Raw genomic sequence first — 20074 nt, 5'->3', positions numbered from 1 at the left:
CGCTATGTTGATTCCTGCTGAACTATCTGAAAAAAAAGCAAAAGAAGTGCAGGACAAAATTAGCATTTTGCGGATGAAAAAGCTAAAAGAGACTTCTGAAGAAGATAGAATTTTAGCTGATGTCATGCGCTTGCGTTTTCTTATAGAGGATTATTTAAAAGAGGATGGTTTTTCTTTTGAAAAAACGTTTGGAAAATACCTCGAAGAGTACATTCGTATCCTCAAAAAGCCAAGGCGTGAAATAGCAAAAGATTTAGCCATTCATTATACAAAATTGAGTCGGATTATAAATGATAAAGAAGAGCCCAATATTGAACTTTGTTATCGTCTTGAAAAACATGCAGGAAATTTGATAAAAACTAAAACTTGGTGGAAGTTAATGATCAAAAAGCAAGAATTTATCATTTCAGAAGATGACGTTACCCGCCAAGTAGAACAAGACAAAGTCAAAAATTCAATTGGGGCATAAAATTAGAACCAAAGCGCCCTATGTTTAAATGTACTGTGTATTAAATCCTGCTTTGGTAAGTGAACAACTCATAATAACGTCCTTGTTTGGCAATTAACTCATCGTGATTGCCTCGCTCTTTGATTTTTCCATTTTCGATTACTAGTATTTGATCTGCTTGACGAATGGTGCTTAGACGATGGGCAATAACAAAGGTGGTTCTATTTTTCATCAGCACATCCAAACTTTTTTGAATCAAGACCTCACTTTCGGTATCGAGATTAGAGGTTGCTTCGTCCAAAATGATAATTTGAGGATCTGCCAACAATGCTCTAGCAATGGAAATGCGTTGTTTTTGTCCACCTGATAATTTGACACCTCGCTCGCCAATAACCGTTTCTAAGCCCTCTTCAAAACGATCGGTAAATTCATTGACATAGGCATTTTTGACGGCTGCTTGTAGCTCTTCTTCACTGGCATTGGGTCTAGGAAAGAGAATATTCTCTCGGATGGTTCCTTCAAATAAAAAATCGTCTTGGAGCACCACCCCTAGATGTTGACGGTAACTTTTTAGATTTACCTGAGCCAAATTGTGCCCATCAATGGTAATGGTTCCCGAAGAAGGATTTAAAAAAGAAGCAGCTAAACTAGCTATGGTAGATTTACCAGAACCAGAGGAACCCACTAGAGCCGTGACCGAACCTGCGGCAGCAGAAAAATTAATACCATGCAATACTTCTTTGCTTTCTTCGTATGAAAAATGAATGTCATCAAAAACAATTTCCCCATCGATTGTATCGGTATGAATGTTGCGAACTTCAGGGTTATCCTCTTCTGCCATTTTCATAATTTCCTCTGTTCGATCTAAGCCCGCTAAAGCCTCTGTCAACTGACTGCCAATATTGCTCATTTGTACAATTGGCGAGATCATTAAGCCCAAATAGAGGGTAAAAGATAGAAAATCACCAAAAGTCATTTGATCTTGGATCATTAAATACCCTCCAATTCCCATGATACCCGTGGTGGTTAGCCCCAATAAAAAGGTTGCCGAGCTAGTAACCAAGGCTGTTGAGGTCATGCTTTTTTTGATGTTTTCAAATAGACGTTCTACGCCATCTTCAAAGGTTTTATTTTCTTGTGTTTCGGCGTTGAATCCCTTGATGACTCGTACTCCATTGAGGGTTTCTGTTAGCCGACCTGTTACTTCAGCACTGATTTTGCCACGGGTTCGGAATATAGGACGAATATACCCAAAGGCTTTTAGGGCGATAACCGCAAAAATAGATATTGGAACCAAGACAAAAAATGTCATGGTGGCATTAATTTGTATCAATAAGACAAAAGAAACAATCGCCGTAAAGGTTCCACCTACAAGTTGAACCAAGCCTGTACCAACTAAATTTCTCACCCCTTCTACATCGTTCATAATTCGAGAAACTAAGGCTCCTGATTTGTTGTTGTCAAAAAAGCTAATGGGAAGAGATAGAATTTTTCGTTGAACTCTTGCTCTAAATTTGGCAATGAGGTGCTGTGCTTCAATACTTAATATTTTGGTCAGTAAAAAAGAAGTAATCGCTTGAACCAAAATGGCTAAGGTTACTCCTGCCAAAAGATACTTTAATAGATCAATATCTTTGTGGACAATGACTTCATCCATCAAATATTTACTGGCCCAAGGCAATACTAAACTGGCTAATCGGCTAATGACAATTAGGACTAAACCAATTGCTATGGTTTTTCTGCGGGGCCAAACAATCGTTCTTAACGCCCAACTAAAACTAACATTTTTTCTTTCGCTCATGATTGTTTTTTTAGGAATGAATCTTACTTCTCACTAAATAACTTTTGCTCCTATTTTGTTTAGCACCAAGGCACTTTTATTAAAAGAAAGGTTATGGTAGACGTTGTTTTTGCTGAAAATCAGGGCAATAGTTGAAAAAGAGGGAATGACTAATCAATAAAGTAGGCTAGAATGAGTAAGGTGATGAAGCTTAAAAAAGCTACCATTAAGGTAATACTAGAACTGTTTAGGGCTGTTAATTGGCTGGTCTTTCCAGTTATTTTTTGGTATAAAAAATTAATTCCCAACAAAAAAGCTTTTAAAAGACTGCTAAAAAAAACAATGAGTAGGAGTAAGCCTCCCCAAACTTGAGCGATTTCTATCCATTCAAAAGGTTTGGAGGCTTTAAAAAAGATAATAAGTGCATCTCCTAAAGCAAAGAGCAGAATCGCTAAGACCTTTTGATAGAGCGGAACGGCTTGGATAAAAGCAAGCAATCGTTCAAAAGTGTTTGGCTGCTGAGGAGTGTCAAAGTCTAATAATTCTGGATTCATAGTGCTAATTTTAAATGAATACTAGCTTATCCCTTCCTTAATACGTTCCCTATTTTACTAGCTCTTTGAGCTGGAATCCAAGCGGCACTCGTTCCAATTCCCAAAACGGTAAGAATAACAACAATAAAATCCCCCAATCGCATTTCAACAGGGTAGGCATCTATAATAAAATCACCAGATCCACCACTCAGTTGAACCAAGCCATATTTTTGTTGTAAATAACAAAGTACAATTGCCATAAAGCAGCCCAGAGACAAACCTAGAAAAGAGAGTAAAAAGCCCTCTGCAATAAAAATTTGACGCACCAGTTGATTGGTTGCCCCCATTGCTTTTAGGGTCGAAATATCTTTCTTCTTGTCTAAAACAAGCATCCACAAAGCTCCAACCATATTAAAAGCAACTAAAACAAGCGTAAAGGCAAAAATAAGGTAAGCAACATATTTTTCTAATTGGGTAATGTTGTATAAAGCTTCATCTTGCTGATAGCGATTTTGGACAAGAAATTGATCGCCCATTATTTGTCGGATCGATTCTAGTGTAATCGCTTCATCTATAGTGTTGTTAAGTTTGAGTTCTAGTGCTGAAATTTCACCCGATTTATAAGAAGTAATATCTTGAACAAAGGGCAAATTTGTAATGGCATAATCGTCGTACTCCGATTGTTGAATGGCGTAGATTGCAGCAGGGTAAACCTTGCGTTTTTTGAACGGCTTTTTGGTTGGGTTTGTTGACATTCTACCCGTTCGTTTGGGCATATAAACAGTAATAGGACGATTGAAAGCTTGCCCTACGGAGATATTGAGGGCATATTCTAAATTAGCGCCTACAACAGCATAGTTAACCTGACTGAGCGAATCATAAACTTGATATTGGTGGTTTTTTTTTAGGCAGGTGTCAATTGCTGTTACTTGTGTATAATTATGATCTACTCCTTTTAAATTGGCAATGTTTTGAATTCCATCATATTCTAGCAGTGCAATTTCTTCTAGCGTCTGAGAAACAGCCGTAACCCCGTCCAATAAACGAATTTGATGGATCAAGCTACTATCGGGAACAAAGACCTTTCCCTCGACAGTAGTGATTTTTACATCGGGTTTAAAGTTGCCAATAAAACCACCCAATAAGCTCTCAAAACCATTAAATACAGACATGATTATAATCAATGCCATACTTCCTATGGCTATCCCAAAAACAGCAATCCCTGATATAATATTGATCGCATTGGTTGATTTCTTGGAGAAAACATAGCGTCTGGCAAACTTGAAAGGTAGATTCATAGTCACAAAATTACATTAGGAATGTAGCAAGCGACTACATTCCTAAGCAACTAAGCAGAATTACTTTTGCTTAGTTGCTTATATGTTTAAACTAAATAAATTGGAAAAATATTTTACTCCTCTTCGTCATTATTTAATTCTTCTAATTTTTTCCTAGCTTCCATAGCCTCCTTCATCGAACGATTTTGCGTGTTTTTTTCAGAGTGAATCTTAGAGAAAAGGTTATCAATATGTTCTACTTCATCTAACGTATCATCAATAAAAAACTTAAGCATAGGAATTCGACGTACTTGTTTGCGAATCCGTTTTCCCAATTGCCCTCTCAGGTAGGATAGGTTTTCCCAAAGTTCCTTAACGACTTCTTGCTTGTAAGGTACATTATAAACACTAACATAAATATAAGCAATTCCTAAGTCTGAACTCATTTTGACATTCGTTACAGTGACCAATGGATCTACTCCATACAAAAAAGCACCTTCTGATTGTAAAATTGTGCTGAATTCATGCTGTATTAAGGTGCCGACTTGGCGTTGTTTTTTTGTTTGTTCCAAACTATATTTGATTATTGTTATTATTAAATACGCTATGATTTTGTATTAAAGACTTCATAAAACAGAAAGACATGTTGTCATACAAGGCAACAAATGTTCGTCGAATTGAGTTGCATTTTTGACATAGCGTAATGAAAAAGATCGCCCAATAGAATTTATAGACGATATATAGATAACTACTATTTTGAAAATAAATTCCAAAATTAGCACTAAAAATTCAGAAAAGCCTTAATTTTCTTTTGATTCCTAAGCATAGGTTTAAAATTTATCCAGTTTTGTACTTACTCCAAGCTTATTATGCTAGTCTCTTGTAATTCTGCAATTTTATAATCAATGGCTCATCAACAACTAACCTTAAAAGATATTGCTTTATTAATTATCCCTGTTTTATTGGGGGGATGTTGTCTATTATTATGGTGGTATGAATTGCATCAAGTAGTTGGTTGGCAAGGGCTAAACTGGATCAAGCAACCCCTAGTTGTGATTTATATTATAACGGGGCTGGTTGTTGCTGCTTTTTTATTGCCAATAATTGTAGAATTAAAAGTACCAGTAGTCTGGATTGTCATTTATGCACTGTTGCTATATGCAATTAGTTTGGGAACTTATTTTACCGCCAAAGGAATTTTTTATACCCTATACACCAAAGGGCTTATGATGGGAAATCAGAATGTCATTGCAGGCTCTATTTGGAAATTAATGGGAGTGGTTATTTTATGGGCAATGGTTTATTTTATTCCAATACGACATTTTCACAACAGTACAGATGGTATGCATATCATAACAATAATGGTTGCCATTATATCTGTTGTGCCTGCTAGCTTAATTTGTATTGAATGCTTACCCCTTTGGAGTACACAAATGGCATTTATCGATGCTGTAAAAGTAGGGTATCCTGTGTTTTGGGCACCTATATTTTTAGGACTTCTATCTACCGCTGCTGTAAAAGAATGGATTTAACGGATTGAATTTGTACTGCTCATTGAGCATTTTGTTTTAAGTCGTATGTTTTGTTGTTGAAGCAAGCAACATACGACTTAAAAATTATATCCTATTGTCAATGAAAGAAAAATAGAATGTTATGCCTATAAAATATTACCTATTGATTGCCTTTTTTTGCTTTTTACTAAACAAAATATCAGCACAGGAAAAACCAGAGATAGTAGTAACTAGCGGACATATTTCCAATGTTTATACCATTAATTTTAGCCCCAATAATCGTTTTGTGGTTACTGCTGGGATGGATAAAACCGTGCGAATATGGGATAGAAGTCTATGCCAAGAGTTCAGGGTGCTGTATGGGCATACGGGGGACATTTGGAAGGCAGAATATACGAGTGATAACCAATATATTATTAGTATAGATGGCAAAGGAACCTTGATTGCTTGGAAACATGCCACAGGGGAAATTGTAAAACGCACCAAACTAGATCTATATACTAGGGAGTTTACTTATATTCCCAATACAACCCATGTTCTAGTAATGAAGGCGGGAGAAATTATAGAGTTGGATGTTCTTTCGGGAAAAGAAGTTTCTAAGCATGGTAGCATCCCTGATACAGAAATTCGCCTGACCAATGATGGAAAACATTTGATTACTAGAGCAGCAGCAAAAATTAATGCATTAGCCATTTATAATTACAAAAGCAAGACGATAGAAGGGGAGTTGATGGCTAATCATGAAGAGGCGTTGATGAATATTGCAATTAGCCCAAATGGAAAGCGGGTTGCAGGTTTTAGCATGGCCAACAAAATGATTACGATTTGGGATTTAGAGACCAAAAAAATCATAACGGACTTTAAGTTTGCCGAGCAGAATCTACTAGAAATGGCTTTTACTCCTTCCAATAGAGATTTATTGGTGATGGATCGGACAGGCGCAATTGCTGTTTATGGTACAAAAAATGGCAAATTTAAACGCTTGATGAATGGTTCTACTACTTCGGACGTTGAGCAAATGAAAAAGGGAGTCTATAAAATAGGAACTGCTTTTGATATGGCAATCAGCCCAGATAATACCATGGTAGGAGTGGCAGGGATGATCAATGAATCGAAAGGACTAGGTTTGCAACCAATAACTTTTATGGGGGGCACTCTATTTGATTTTAAACACAACAAAGAATTAGGAAGATTGAAAGGCTATTTTAAAATGTCTACGCATCTTTCTGTGGGCGCTAATGCTAAATATCTGATCAACTCTGTGTATAACAAATATCCAGGAATTAGGGTTTGGAATATGAAAGAGGGAGATTTAGAACGGTATATTCCTACCTCTGGAGTGGCCAGTGCCAGCCCTGATGGTCGTGTTTTTGGAACTTGGGTCGTTGGAGATAAAGAAAAACCAGTTCTAACTGTTTTTAATGCCAAAACCATTCAACCTATCTTTGAAACCACGGCTGTTGATGCCTTATCAGAGATTGCATTTAATAAGGATGGAACGAGAATGCTGACACAAGAAGTTTTTGTTGATTTAAAGGACTATACTAAGAATAGGTATTTTTTTAGAGTATGGGATGTGACCAACAAAAAACAAATTGGCAAAGAAATAGAATTTAAGACAACTGAAATGCCAGGGTTCAAAAGTCTAAAAATGAGCCCTGATGGCAACCATATTATCGCACAGATCAACAGTTCTGAAATTACTTGTTGGGAGGTAGAGACGGGGCAGCGGATACAAACCATTCCTTCTCAAATTGGCTATGAATTTTTATTGGATTTTGTTCCTAATTCAACTAAACTATTAATAAGTCAGACTCAACCAGAATACGATATGGATGCTCGAAAAATGAAGGCTGAAATGACGTGGTTTGAGTGGGATTATGTCACGGGACAAAAAGGAGCGATTTTTCGAACAGGCAAAGAGGGAATTTTGTTTTCAGCAGATTTTAGCGAGGACGGTCAGTATTTAGTAACAGGGCAGGGGGGCTATTTTAATGAGGTAGAATTTAATGTTGTTGTATGGGATTGGGCAGCGAAAAAGATGCGTTGTGAAATGCCAGGGCATCATGGCGAAATCAAATTTGTGTGGTTTGGAACGAAGGGCAAGAAAATTTACTCTACGGCACAGGATGGATTTATCAAAATTTGGGACCTAGAAACTTGTCAAGAAGTGGGCTCTTTGATTGCTATGGAAGAAATGGATTATATTATTTTGTCGCCAGATAATTATTATAAATCGTCAAAGGGAAATACGGATGGCATTGGTTTTCGTTACAAAAATCATTTGTACACCTTTGATCAGTTTGATGTACAATTTAATCGCCCCGACAAAGTACTCAGGAGTTTGGGAGTGTCTAAGTATGCCGTTAAACTATATACCAAAGCTTGGGAAAAACGCTTGAGCAAAATGGGATTTACACCAGAAAACCTAACAGGAGAACTCGCTTTGCCCAATATAGAATTGACCAATAAAGTTGAATTACCCGTTACGACCAATGAAAAAAAACTAAAACTGAATGTTAAGGCTTGGGATGAGCGGTACAAACTAGATCGAATCTCTGTTTATATTAATGATGTTCCTGCTCCAGCATTAAAGGGCATTTCGCTAAAAAAGCAATATACCAATGATATTGATCAAGAGTTGGATATTAATCTAAGTGTGGGCAAAAATTTGGTCAAAATATCTGTTTTTAATGAACAGGGAATGGAAAGCTTGCGGGAAAGCTTTCAGGTAAACTACACCCCAACTACTCAAAAGAAGCCTAATTTATACATTTTTACAATTGGTGTATCAGAGTTTGTTAATGAAGAACGAAATCTAAAATTTGCCACCAAGGATGCTACCGACCTTATTGATAAATTTAAAACCTCTAACTATTTTGATCAAGTACACACGGAGCAACTGTACAACGAGATGGCTACTAAAGAAAATGTTTTAAAAGCTGCACAATTTTTGGCTAAGGCGGGCATTGATGACCAAGTGCTTATCTACATCTCTTCTCATGGTTTATTGGATGATAATTTAGATTATTATTTGGCCATGCACGATGTTGATTTTGAAAACCCTCAAGTAAAAGGTTTACCCTATGATGCGATTAATCATATATTGGATGGAATGGCTTGCCGAAATCGATTGATTATGATTGATGCTTGCCATTCGGGAGAAGTAGACAAGGATGAAGCCGTAACTCGTTCGTCCATTGCTGCAACCAATACGAATGTTAGCATCAATCACAAATCTGGGACTACTTTGGTGCGTCCTAAAGCAGGGCTGAAAAACTCATTTACCTATATGAAGACGTTGTTTGGTGATGTATCCAAAGGAACAGGGGCTACGGTTATTTCGGCAGCAGGTGGTTATGAATTTGCGTTAGAATCTGAGGATTGGAACAATGGCGTTTTCACCTATGCTATTTTGCAGGGCTTGACCTCTGGAGATGCAGACCGTAATAGGGATGGCTTGGTTTATGTCTCCGAATTAAAAGATTATGTTACCCTTCAGGTGGTTGCCTTGACCGATGGAAAACAGCATCCGACTACTCGTAGTGAGAATACCTTAAACGACTTTGTTTTGTTTAAAGTAAAACACCAATTAGGAAATGGGAAGGTCATAGGCAATAAATAAGCGGATACCCATTCGCTAAAGTGTTCTTTGCGGCAGTTGTCGTGGTCGATTATAAATTTAACAACAACTTAATTCTTCATTGATTTTAAGCTAAACCCAAAAGTAGATCTTTGCATCGTGGATTATCCTTTTTGTTGTCCTGTTGGTGCAGGAAAAGACCGTCTTATTTTTTACACTATAAAAATAAAAAATAAGATTAAGGATGCGTATCGATTTTTATTCATATTGTTTTTTTTATTGCGTTGCTAATCAGAAGTTTAGTCTCCAGAGAGCATTGTCGGATGGATTTATAGCGGATAAGGATGATTAAACACTATTGAAGGCAATAGAAAGAAAGTTTAATATATCCATAAAAAATCTATTACCTTTGCAAAAAAATAGATTACCCATTTGGATAAAGATTGTGGTTGAGTCTTATTGTATTCGTTATCAGTGTTGTAACATAAGCGCTAAATCTTTATACTCAAAAAAAAAAGATAAAACTCGATAGAAAACAAGACCCTAGTTTGTTACTATGTAGAAATATTAGCAAAGACTTATTACAAACAATTGCCCTGAAAAGTATAATTGGGGTGAATAATCGTTATTAGAAGATAGAAAAATGATAAAGTTTATTTTAGGCGTTATTGTACTAGGGCTATTGGTGGGATGTAGTACTGCATCTAAGACGACATCTGAGTTGTCACCAACTATTTTTGAGGCACAGTACTACCAAGATTTACAGCGAAATATTGTTCGATTGCATCATTTGATGCAGGGCACTTTTATTGCTCATAAGGGAGACCCCGATACCGATTTGGAGTCTTGGACTGTTTCAGAAGGAGATAGCGTTGTGCTTTATAATGTACCTTTGGGGGATGTTGACAAGGACGGCTACTGGATGTATAGCTATGAATTTATGACGTCCTTACCTGACCAACCTATCTATACTTCTATCAAAGAAATTAAGCAGTTGTCTAGAGATACCTTTGATGTCTTGTATTACAAGCCCAAAACAGAAATGTTCTTAAAACTAGAGGATGTTCTCAATGCGCAAGTCCTGAATGAAAAGATTAATACTGATAGTTTGGTATTACTAGAAAAGAAGGTTCGTTATGTAAAAAAATCGATGGCAAATTTTATAGGATATTCTGAGCAATATGAGGATAAGGAACATAAATGTTTGCGTCAAAATAGGTATGATGTATCGCCTAATTTTTATGAGGTAAAAGCTACCTTTTATGATAAAAATACACAAACAGAATTGGCGATAAAAAAACGCCCTAATTTATTGGTAAGGAGAGATATGGGCTTGAAGGTGCTTAGTAAAATTGCTGCTAAAAACTAACAATATTCTAACAAAAATAGATTTTTTGTTTTGAGTTAAAAATTTGGTTTTCAAAAGCGTTTGTTGCCATGTTACCAAATTTTTAACTCAAAAAACTAGCATAGGGAATAATTAGCCCCCAACTCGTTTCGTTTGGGTGTAGCCCATATTTTTGAGCAGGTCAACTACTTTTTCAACCCAGTTTCCTTGCAGTATGATTTCGTTATTTTTTATGCTTCCGCCAACCCCACATTTGGCTTTAAGCGTTTTTCCCAAGGTTTTTAAATCATCCTCATCTCCTACAAAACCAGTCACTAGTGTAACTTCCTTGCCTTTTCGTTGTTTGCGATCACGCATAACACGTAGTTTTTGTTGTTGCACAGGAAGGGTTTCTTCCATCGCATCATCTTCCTCGTCATACCACTCTGCATCGGGATTGGTAGAGTAGAAGGTACGTTTTTTGTTTTTTTTTGCCATAATTTATCAAAATAAGAACACTTAAAGTGTTTGGATAGATTCTAGTATATGTTCAATGATACTAGAATTTTTAGTAATATCTTCAAGTTTCCCCCAAAAATATATCAAATAGTTAGAGTCACTGCCAGAAGAGGCAAAGCGAAATACAGTAGTCTCCTTATCTTCTGTCCAGGTAGAAAGTGTTTTTTCAAAACTCAAAAAATTGGTTTCTATTATTTCTGGCTTTGCCAATGAAGGAGCAAAATTATAGCCCCATACTTGTTTATTTTTTAAGCTATCAATACTTATTTGCTTCGACGAAAAAATGACCATATTGATCCCTTGGTTCTTCGATGCATTTAGAGTGGTGCCCGTATAATTACAATTTTTGTCCAAGGCATAACCGCCTACATACCATTCGTGTGGTAGTTGATATTTGAGATTCAAGGAAGACTGGCTAAGTTCTTTCCAATCTTGGGCATTGGTGGTGGATGTCCCAAACACAAAAAAGAGCAGGACAAAAAGGTAGTTCATATTCCCATTTTTTATTACATTTAGAGCTGCGAATACTTTATATAATCAAGTACTTATTTTTGGGGTATAGTACTCGTGCAATTGATAATGGAATTTGAAAACTAAATGTGCCTAAATATTAATATCAGGAGGTAAGCTAAGCCCAAATAAAGATGAATTTTAATAAAAATCTTGGGAATAGTTGTAAAAACTAAAATAAAGTTATACAGTTTTTATGTCTTTACTTTTCAAAAAATAACTTTGCAGAACGTTAATGTTTATCTATACATGTCTGAGTACTTATAATAATTATTTAAATCTTATATTTATTGTATAATTTAAATTTCTGACTTAGATAAAGTATTCCTACGTAAGATAACAAAAAAAACACTGAATATATGGTTACTAATAACGGAAATCTTGATGGAAACGAAAAAAAGGTAAATTTAGATACTTATGAAAGTAACTTGAATGCGTTAAAAAGTATCTTAAAAAATATCGATAACCAAATGGGAAGTTTGGACGATTTGATTCAAGATATTGAGACGGCTAATCAGTTAGTACAGGATTGTAAGAACAAGCTTTGCAACATAGAAAATAGCATCAACAAGATTTTATAAGTTTGTTAACTAAAATTTTAGTTAAAACTTTCTATCTTTACCATCATGGTGCTACAATGCACTCTAATCATCAGTGAAGTTGTTTAAGAATAGCCTTACATCACTAATGAAAGCTAATTTTTTAGCTACTCTGCGTTAAAAATTTGCTCCATAGCGCTGCTATGAAGAAAATTTTTGCCTTGTTTATCTAAAAATTAGTACTCATTATCAACAAAACTCCATTTTTAAACAACTTCAGTATCTAATCACTCAAAATAAATAAAATTGTGTCTAATTACACGTTTGAACAATATTTAAAGGAAACAACAACTTGTCGAAATCTCTTTCTTAAAAAGAACAAAGATTATGGAACCGCTTGGCGGATTTTGCGTCCTTCCTCGCTAACCGATCAAATCTTTATCAAAGCAAAACGCATTCGCAGTATAGAGGTTAATGGTTTGATGAAAGTAGATGAAGGCGTTAAGAGCGAATATATTGGATTGGTCAACTATTGTATTATGGCACTCATTCAGTTAGAATTGGACGAAAACACACCTTTGGAGTTGAGTGAGGAAGTGGTTACGGGCTTATATGATAAATACCATGATGCTACCTTTGAATTAATGAAGGCTAAAAATCACGATTATGGAGAGGCTTGGAGAGATATGCGTAGAAGCTCCCTGACGGATTTGATTTTGATGAAGATTTTTAGAGTCAAACAAATAGAAGATAATGAAGGGAAAACGCTCGTTTCGGAAGGCTTGGATGCCAATTATCAGGATATTATTAATTATGCTGTATTTGCACTGATCAAAATGGCGGAAGAGGAGGAGAATACAAATAAAAACTAAAATAACTCACGTTCATAAAAATAAAAAACATGACAATTTATACTTTATTTCTCTATATCGGGATTGTTGCAATTGTTTTGACGGCAACATTGGGTGTAGGGCATTCAAAACTTAAAGAGCATCCTGTTACGCATCCTTTGCAATGGTTAATTCAGTATTTTGTAGGGTCTTTGCTGATCTTTTCGGGTTTGGTTAAGGCGGTTGATCCATTGGGAACAGCCTACAAAATGAAAGATTATTTTACAGAGTTTGATATACAAGGTTTGCCTTTTATGGACGTTATGCATGACTATGCCTTGGCGTTTTCTTTGGTAATGTTAGTCTTAGAATTGGTCTTAGGGGTAAGTTTGATTTTGGGGTTAGGGCAACGTAAAACCACTTGGACGACCTTATTGATGATGCTCTTCTTTACCTTTTTGACAGGGTTTAATTATTTGACTGGCTACACCTCCAAATCAGAACAAGTTGGTTTTCTAGATTTTGCCAACTGGGAAAACTTTAGCGATGGCAATATTCGTATTACAGATTGTGGTTGCTTTGGTGATTTTCTGAAATTAAAGCCAATTGAAACATTTATCAAGGATATTATTTATACTGTTTTGGCAATTTTCTTAGTCTTAAACACCAATAAACTAAAAGAATTGTTGCCAAGAGATAAAAAATTAGGACCTGCCAATGTAAGGACATTGGTTGGCTGGGGGCTAACAATTATTGCATCTTGGTTCTGCTTGCAAAATTTCTATTTTAATAAGCCAATGGTTGATTTTAGACCCTTTGCAGAGGGAATGGATTTAAGAGCAGCTAAAGAAGAATGTGCAGCTAATACAGCAGTTGTAGAAACAATTTATACGTATAAAAATAAAGAAACAGGAAAAGAACAAGTGGTTAAGGCTACAGAGTTAAGCCAGTTTCCTTATTTATGGGAAGAAAAAGATGCTGCTGGCGAAAATGTATGGGAGAGCCAAAAAGATAAGACGCAGCGAAATATGATTAAGGAAGGTTGTACTTCTCAAATTCAGTATTTTGAATTTCCAGAAATCTTAGACGAAAGTAAGTATAACTTTTTGGTGGTAGGAGGCGATTTGGACAAAGCCGATAAAAATGCTTTTAGACAGATTGGAGAAATTGCTGCTCAAGCCGAAAAAGAAGGCTATGCTACTCGTGCATTGTATTATTATACCCACAAACAAACTGTGGATGAGTTTCGTCACGATGTGAATGGAGCCTATGAATTTCATACCGCAGACGATAAATTGTTAAAAACAATCGTTCGTGCCAATCCTGGTTTGGTCTTGATGAAGGATGGAAAAGTAGTTAAAAAATGGCATCACAAACATATTCCTACCTATGCAGAAATTGCAGGAAGTTATATGAAATAATAGCCTTAAACAACAATAAAAAAAATCCTGTTCCGCAGTAGTGGAACAGGATTTTTTAGTAAAAGCATCAATGCTAGAAATACCCTAAACATCAAAGTTAACCTCAATTTCCTCTGTTGTAGGGATGGCAGAACAGCTCAATAAATAGCCATTTTTCACTTCGTCATCACTCAATGCTAAGCAACGCTCCATTTCAGCTTCCCCACTAACTATTTTGCAAACACAAGTAGAACAAGCTCCACTCATACAAGAATAAGGAGGATCTTCATCAATTCTGAGCAAGCCATCTAGAATTGATTCGTTGGGTTCCAAAGTTAATTCAATCTTTTTGCCATTCATGGTCACCACAGCTTTAGCACCAATGCCATTTCCTTTAGAGCCATCGGTTACATTATCTTCTGTTACAAACCATTCGATGTGTATGTTTTTGTCTTCAACCCCCAATCCTTTGAAGGTATCTTCTGCGGTGCGCATCATTCCTTGAGGACCACACATAAAACACTCAACCGCTGTATTGCCACGATGATATTTGTTATAAATATCCTTAATGGTTTTGGCATCAATACGACCTTTTAGCCCTTCCCAGTCAATGACTTTTTTGGCAAAAAAGCCAAAAATGCCTCCTTCCTTACGTTCTTTGGGTCTAGAAAGCGTATGCACAACGTGAAGTTGTCCAGCATAGCGTTTGCTTAATTGATCCAATTCTTCTTTGAACATGATGGTGTCCTCATTTCTATTCCCATAAAGCAAACAAATTTGGCTTTTAGGTTCTTCCTCTAAAATAGATTTGAGAATAGAAAGCATGGGAGTAACGCCCGATCCTGAGCACAATAAAAAATAATCTTTGGTTTGGTTGGCATCCAACGGTGTATTAAAGTGTCCCTGTGGAGGCATTACTTCAATTTCAGTGCCTACGGTAACGTTGTCATTGATATGGTTAGAAACCAAACCTTTGAAAACGCGTTTAACGCCAATTTTTAGATCTTTATCCATGCTAGGGCTAGAACATAGGGAATAAGCTCTACGCTCTTGTTTGCCTCGGAACATGAATTTTAAGGTTACATATTGACCATGTGTATATTGAAAACTTTCTTTTAGATTATTCGGAACATCAAAGCTAAGTACGACTGCATTGTCGGTATCGGTTTGAACACCTTTTACTTTTAGCTTATAAAAATTAGTATCAGCCATTATAATAGTTGATTAAATGAGAGAAAACAGCCTCTTAAATTTTTTTGCAGGGCAAAATAAAACAATTTCTAGGAATTTTCACTTATAATTTAACGCTAATTTGTACTAAGTACACCTGTATGCTATTGTAGGCTTAAGGTTGCCCAGTTCATGCGCTAGTTTTTAATTTTTTGTTTTAAAATGCCACTTAGTTCTGCAATAATTTTAATAAGGTTAATTCTAAATCTTTGGAATCAAAAGAAGTGGGGGTATAGGCAAAGTTTCCTTCTTTGGTAATTAGGAAAAATTTGGGAACGGATAAAATTTCATAATCTGTTGTAATTTGAGAAGACAGGGGATCAAAATATAAGTGTTGCCCTTTAAATTCATTTTCATGCACGGTTTCTTCCCATTTGCTTTTGGAACGATCCAATGAAATATGGAGAAAAACCACTTCTTTGCCTGCAAATTTAGGCTCAAATGCCTGCAAAATTTCTATTTTTTGCATACAAGGACGACACCAGGATGCCCAGAAATCTAGATAAACGACCTTTCCCTTAAATTGAGCTAAACTAACTGGCTTGCCCTCTATATTGGTCAAGGTGAAATTAGGTGCAGGTGTTCCTGCTGCAAATTGATTGGCTTTCTGAAAAGGGTCTAAGACTACCCGATCAAGCTCGTAGTACGGATTTTCTTTGATAAAATCTTCGTAGATTGGTAACACTATTTTTGGGTTTTCTTTGCGCAGTGCCAATGCTAAAAACTGAGCCATTGTAAAATATTTGGTTCTTCCCTCTAAGTAATGTTTACTATAATTATACAATTGAATGTAAATACTTGGATCGGTATTGGGACGGTGGCGGCAGCGATAATGGACAAAAGCAGTAATAAAATCACGATAATTTTGATTGCCCAATGATCGATCATTTAGGACCAAAACACTATCTAGAAAACCCAAAAAGGTAGAATCTAAACGGTGACGACCTTTGTAAACATCTCCATAAGTCAGCAACTTTAGCCACTTATCATAATTGAATTCCGTTTGTAAAAATGTAACAAAATCAGGGCTAAGGTTTCGACCAGGTTCTTTCGCAAAAAGCTGATACATGGATTCCTTTTTTTGTCGTTCTGTTTCTATTCTCGCTAAAAATTCAGTAGGACTGTTTTGTTGCATGATCTTGTCCAAGTCTTCGTGAATTTTGTAATAATGAATTCCTTTTCGATATTGACGATATTTGAATAGGATAGGATCTTTGGGGAATTGTTTTTGATAATTTTGCAACAAAATGTTATTGTCTTTAGCTCGTTGTCCAAAACTTATTTGATGCGGAAAGGTTTGGCTATCAAATTCTATGTACAAAGAATCATTGGGTTCTAAAAAAAGTTGACATTGTTGATTGCCATAATGCAGCGTCACCAATTGAGGAATTTCAATACGACAAGCTAAACCAAAATTATGCGTGGCATTAAGCGTTGCGCTATATTCTTCTACCGTATTATTAATATAACGTTTGTTGATTTCTAATAAGACCTCTCCAATGGAGTCGTTGTTGATGGTACCTGTTAGTAATACATTGTTGCGTTGAGCTATGGTAGAATAGCTAGAAAAAAGTAGGACAAATAGTAAAAGCTTGTGCATAGATATTTTTTGAAGTAACTTAAAATACTTACGATTAAAAAATTGGGCACGCTTGAAACAATTGGGAAGAAATGAGATAGGAAAACAAGTCCTGTATTTAAATTAAGGATTATCAACTAGGAAACAAAATTGACCAGCTATAAATATGGAAAAAAAATAAATTTCTAATGAATTAGCCTTGATCTTGGCTTGAAGCTTTATGGTATAATAGGAAGATAGACTTAATCTTGTAGAATACAGTCCTAGTCTACTACTTTTATTATAGGCGGTAAGTCCTGTATTGACTTACCGCCTATAGCTGTTTTCTAAAAAGATATAATAGAACCCTTTATTAGCGATGAGCACATTGTTGAAGAGCAAGAATCGCTTCAAATAATCAGATCAACAGCCAGAAAAGGAACAAAATACCTTAGAATGAAAAGTTTAGGGTAACCCGTACCGAAAACAATTGAGCATCCCTGTTGTCCAAATAAGTAATTCGCCACAAAGCATCTACCCGTATAAATTGAAATATATTTTCGATGCCAATACTTGCCTCAGCATAAGGACCTTTGTCGAAACTACCATAAAAAGCACCTTCATTAAATGGTTTTTGCCTGTCTTTAGAACGTTTGATGTTTCTGTCGTAATGATTTAAGCGGTTGGCATTTTTGTTTTTGTGGGATAGTGTCCCCCAAGAGCCACGAACGGCTGTTACCAATCTCCATTTTAACCATTTTCTAATAAACGGAATGCGATTTAACAAAAAGCCATCCCAATGGTGTTCAATTCTAGCATGGACAAAAAAGTCACTCACAAACTCAAAACTATTCATGCTATTAAATGAAGTTTTATTATAGAAATAAGCTTCATTGCCTGGATGCGTTTCGAGCAATAAATAGGGGAGTGGTTTGAAACTAAATATTTTACCAACTTCTGCCTCATATTCAATCCATCCAACAGGGCTGGTATAAAACCAATGTTTGATTCCCAAACGAACTTTGTGAAAATTAAATTGAGACTTTAATATTCCTTTTACGCCAAAGGTATATTGCAAGTTAATGATAGGAAATTTAGAACCTAAGCTAACATCCTTGAATGGTCCAGATATTTTGCGTTCTTTATAAGCAAAACGTGCTTTTAGCACCACCTCTGTAGAACGAATTTGTGTGATGGTATCAATACGACCTAGGCTTTCGTGATTGTTTTCTAAAAACTTGAAATTTAATCCACCCAAACGAGTATGTTGGAACCCAACAGGGTTTAGACGGCGATGCAGAATAGCAATTCGATTAGAAAAACCTCGTTTCCAAGCATATTGAAACCAAACTTTACCTTCTTGGATATACATCATCTTTTGAGGAACATAACGACGGAGCCAACCTGAAAATAAACTTTGTGTTTTGCGTTCTTCCGTATTTCTATTTTCAAACGTAACATCATTGATAAAACTAGCTCCAATAGCCGCACGGCGATAACGATTAAAAACATACTGCATATTGCCACCATATTTCCAACGCTTATCTTTAAAACCATAACCAGCATAACCATAGATTTGAAACTTCTTGCTTAGGGCATTACTCGTTCCTAGACCTAGGCTTAGGCGAATCCCTTCTACGTCATTCCAAGTAAACAACTTAGAGTAGGGACCTATTTTGATAGGACCAAAGACCTTGTAACCACTCACCACAATTTCTACAATTTCGGCTACTGTTTTGAAAACAGGAATATTTTGGACACTGTCTACCATTTTGTAAACCCCTGCCTCGTTTTTGGACAATGACTCATGACGATTCTTATCCCAAAAGGTATCTACTTTTTCTAGTTCTTCATAACGAATTTCTTCGGGGTCTTGCTCCAAAAAAGTCTCCTTTGCATTAGATTTATCGATGTCAAAATCTTTGTAGGATACGGTTTTTCGACCAATGATTCCTAGCCCTTTGTCTTTTTTGGTCGTGGCAAAATCAATAACGGTCTTTTGTTTGGTGGGAATCCAATATTTTTCATTATAAGGGTTGTATTCTTGATAAATAATAATACGATTAACCAAATTGATATTTGCCTCAGGATTCATGCGCATATTAACTAATAACAAGGCATAATTTTCCATAGAGACCCAAAAATCACCATAAAAGGTATTGCCACTTTTGTCTTTGGGTTTAAATTTTAGTTTGTAGCTCCATTGCCCCTTTACTTGTGTGCTATCCATGATATAATATTCATAGAAGGCTAAACCCGAATTTGAAAAAGGGCTGATAAACTCTTTGCCTAACAATTTCATGGTATTGTTATAAATGTTGTATTCTTCATTCATACTACCAATAAAATCGATAACCGTTTGATTTTTTACCCCAGAAACCCGTTGTGCTTGAAGCACTTCTTTGCGTTCCAAATCCTTAATGTAAAAAACGTCATAAATACGCTCCGCTACATAAGCAGGTAAGAATGGTTTAACATCGGATACGGTGTCAATATTATCAAAAATAAATTGAAGCTTTTTGAAAATTTTCATATCCTTCATTTCCTTAGTGATATTCACCAAGTCTAGTTCAACCTTTGTATACATTTCTGCCTCATAGGAGGTAACTACTTTTTCTAGATCATTCTGCTTTTTATGCGCTATAATTTGACGAATGATTTCATTAGCAGGGTTTTCCCCAGCCAAGACAGTAACTTCTACCCCAATATCCAAAGTACCCGACTTCATACGGAAATGAATAACTTGTTCTGTTTTGGACTTGTCAATGGCTTTGATAACATCGGCATAACCCAGTGAGTTAGTGGCTAAGCTATCTCCTTCGGAGGGATCCAATTGAAGGGTATAATTGCCATCGATATCGGTTGTTACACCATTGCTTGTTCCCAATACATAAACATTACAAAAAGGCATGGCCTCTTCCGTATCATCATCAATGACAGTGCCTGTAATGGTAATTGTTTGGGCTTGAATAGTAGTTGTAAAAAAAAGAAATAGAAAAAGGATTAGAATTGTGTATTTCATTAGTAAT

At 35.9% G+C, this 20074-nt stretch carries 16 protein-coding genes; 7 read left to right on the top strand and 9 right to left on the bottom strand.

The window, feature by feature from the left end; all coding sequences use genetic code 11:
- Positions 1 to 4: 4 nt before the first annotated feature.
- On the top strand, positions 5 to 469 hold the full coding sequence (locus AsAng_RS18850) for a hypothetical protein (protein ID WP_264788644.1): 465 nt from the start codon (positions 5 to 7) through the stop codon (positions 467 to 469).
- A 40-nt stretch (positions 470 to 509) separates the two neighbouring features.
- Here AsAng_RS18850 and AsAng_RS18845 read toward each other — a convergent pair whose 3' ends face one another.
- The 4 genes from AsAng_RS18845 to rbfA all read right to left on the bottom strand — a co-directional run bounded on the left by AsAng_RS18845 (position 510) and on the right by rbfA (position 4610).
- Entirely contained in the window at positions 510 to 2249 is a 1740-nt protein-coding gene (locus AsAng_RS18845) for an ABC transporter ATP-binding protein (protein WP_264788643.1), read from the bottom strand.
- Between the two features lie 149 nt (positions 2250 to 2398).
- Positions 2399 to 2782, bottom strand: a complete 384-nt coding sequence (locus tag AsAng_RS18840; RefSeq protein WP_264788642.1) for a hypothetical protein — start codon at positions 2780 to 2782, stop codon at positions 2399 to 2401.
- Between the two features lie 26 nt (positions 2783 to 2808).
- Positions 2809 to 4059, bottom strand: coding sequence for an FtsX-like permease family protein (locus tag AsAng_RS18835; RefSeq protein WP_264788641.1), 1251 nt, complete (start codon positions 4057 to 4059; stop codon positions 2809 to 2811).
- Positions 4060 to 4172: 113 nt separating this feature from the next.
- Positions 4173 to 4610 (bottom strand): 30S ribosome-binding factor RbfA, encoded by a 438-nt coding sequence (gene rbfA / locus AsAng_RS18830; protein WP_264788640.1) that lies wholly within the window; start codon positions 4608 to 4610, stop codon positions 4173 to 4175.
- Between the two features lie 333 nt (positions 4611 to 4943).
- On the opposite strand from rbfA, the gene AsAng_RS18825 reads away from it, so the two are divergent.
- The 3 genes from AsAng_RS18825 to AsAng_RS18815 all read left to right on the top strand — a co-directional run bounded on the left by AsAng_RS18825 (position 4944) and on the right by AsAng_RS18815 (position 10501).
- Positions 4944 to 5570 carry a hypothetical protein gene (locus tag AsAng_RS18825; RefSeq protein WP_264788639.1) on the top strand — a complete coding sequence of 209 codons (627 nt, stop codon included), beginning with the start codon at positions 4944 to 4946 and terminating at the stop codon, positions 5568 to 5570.
- Between the two features lie 121 nt (positions 5571 to 5691).
- Positions 5692 to 9174, top strand: a complete 3483-nt coding sequence (locus tag AsAng_RS18820) for a caspase family protein (protein ID WP_264788638.1) — start codon at positions 5692 to 5694, stop codon at positions 9172 to 9174.
- A gap of 601 nt (positions 9175 to 9775) precedes the next feature.
- Positions 9776 to 10501: a hypothetical protein gene (locus AsAng_RS18815; protein ID WP_264788637.1), complete on the top strand. Its 726-nt coding sequence runs from the start codon at positions 9776 to 9778 to the stop codon at positions 10499 to 10501.
- Positions 10502 to 10612: 111 nt separating this feature from the next.
- On the opposite strand, the gene AsAng_RS18810 is transcribed toward AsAng_RS18815, so the two are convergent.
- On the bottom strand, positions 10613 to 10957 hold the full coding sequence (locus AsAng_RS18810) for a translation initiation factor (protein ID WP_264788636.1): 345 nt from the start codon (positions 10955 to 10957) through the stop codon (positions 10613 to 10615).
- Positions 10958 to 10978: 21 nt separating this feature from the next.
- Positions 10979 to 11470: a hypothetical protein gene (locus AsAng_RS18805; RefSeq protein WP_264788635.1), complete on the bottom strand. Its 492-nt coding sequence runs from the start codon at positions 11468 to 11470 to the stop codon at positions 10979 to 10981.
- Positions 11471 to 11847: 377 nt separating this feature from the next.
- Here AsAng_RS18805 and xseB point away from each other — a divergent pair, with 377 nt between their 5' ends.
- From xseB to AsAng_RS18790, 3 genes are all read left to right on the top strand, one after another.
- Positions 11848 to 12069 (top strand): exodeoxyribonuclease VII small subunit, encoded by a 222-nt coding sequence (xseB, locus tag AsAng_RS18800; protein ID WP_264788634.1) that lies wholly within the window; start codon positions 11848 to 11850, stop codon positions 12067 to 12069.
- A 266-nt stretch (positions 12070 to 12335) separates the two neighbouring features.
- Positions 12336 to 12899 (top strand): DUF1599 domain-containing protein, encoded by a 564-nt coding sequence (locus AsAng_RS18795; protein ID WP_264788633.1) that lies wholly within the window; start codon positions 12336 to 12338, stop codon positions 12897 to 12899.
- 29 nt (positions 12900 to 12928) lie between these two features.
- Positions 12929 to 14278: a MauE/DoxX family redox-associated membrane protein gene (locus AsAng_RS18790; protein WP_264788632.1), complete on the top strand. Its 1350-nt coding sequence runs from the start codon at positions 12929 to 12931 to the stop codon at positions 14276 to 14278.
- An 84-nt stretch (positions 14279 to 14362) separates the two neighbouring features.
- On the opposite strand, the gene AsAng_RS18785 is transcribed toward AsAng_RS18790, so the two are convergent.
- The 3 genes from AsAng_RS18785 to AsAng_RS18775 form a co-directional block, all read right to left on the bottom strand.
- On the bottom strand, positions 14363 to 15469 hold the full coding sequence (locus AsAng_RS18785) for a ferredoxin--NADP reductase (protein WP_264788631.1): 1107 nt from the start codon (positions 15467 to 15469) through the stop codon (positions 14363 to 14365).
- 187 nt (positions 15470 to 15656) lie between these two features.
- Positions 15657 to 17087 carry a TlpA family protein disulfide reductase gene (locus AsAng_RS18780; protein WP_264788630.1) on the bottom strand — a complete coding sequence of 477 codons (1431 nt, stop codon included), beginning with the start codon at positions 17085 to 17087 and terminating at the stop codon, positions 15657 to 15659.
- Between the two features lie 409 nt (positions 17088 to 17496).
- Positions 17497 to 20067, bottom strand: a complete 2571-nt coding sequence (locus AsAng_RS18775; protein ID WP_264788629.1) for a DUF5686 and carboxypeptidase-like regulatory domain-containing protein — start codon at positions 20065 to 20067, stop codon at positions 17497 to 17499.
- Positions 20068 to 20074: the final 7 nt, after the last annotated feature.

This window comes from Aureispira anguillae, assembly GCF_026000115.1.
GTDB classification, from domain to species: Bacteria; Bacteroidota; Bacteroidia; order Chitinophagales; family Saprospiraceae; genus Aureispira; species Aureispira anguillae.
Note: the sequence above shows the minus strand (reverse complement) of the source record. Positions and strands in the feature narration are given on the sequence as shown.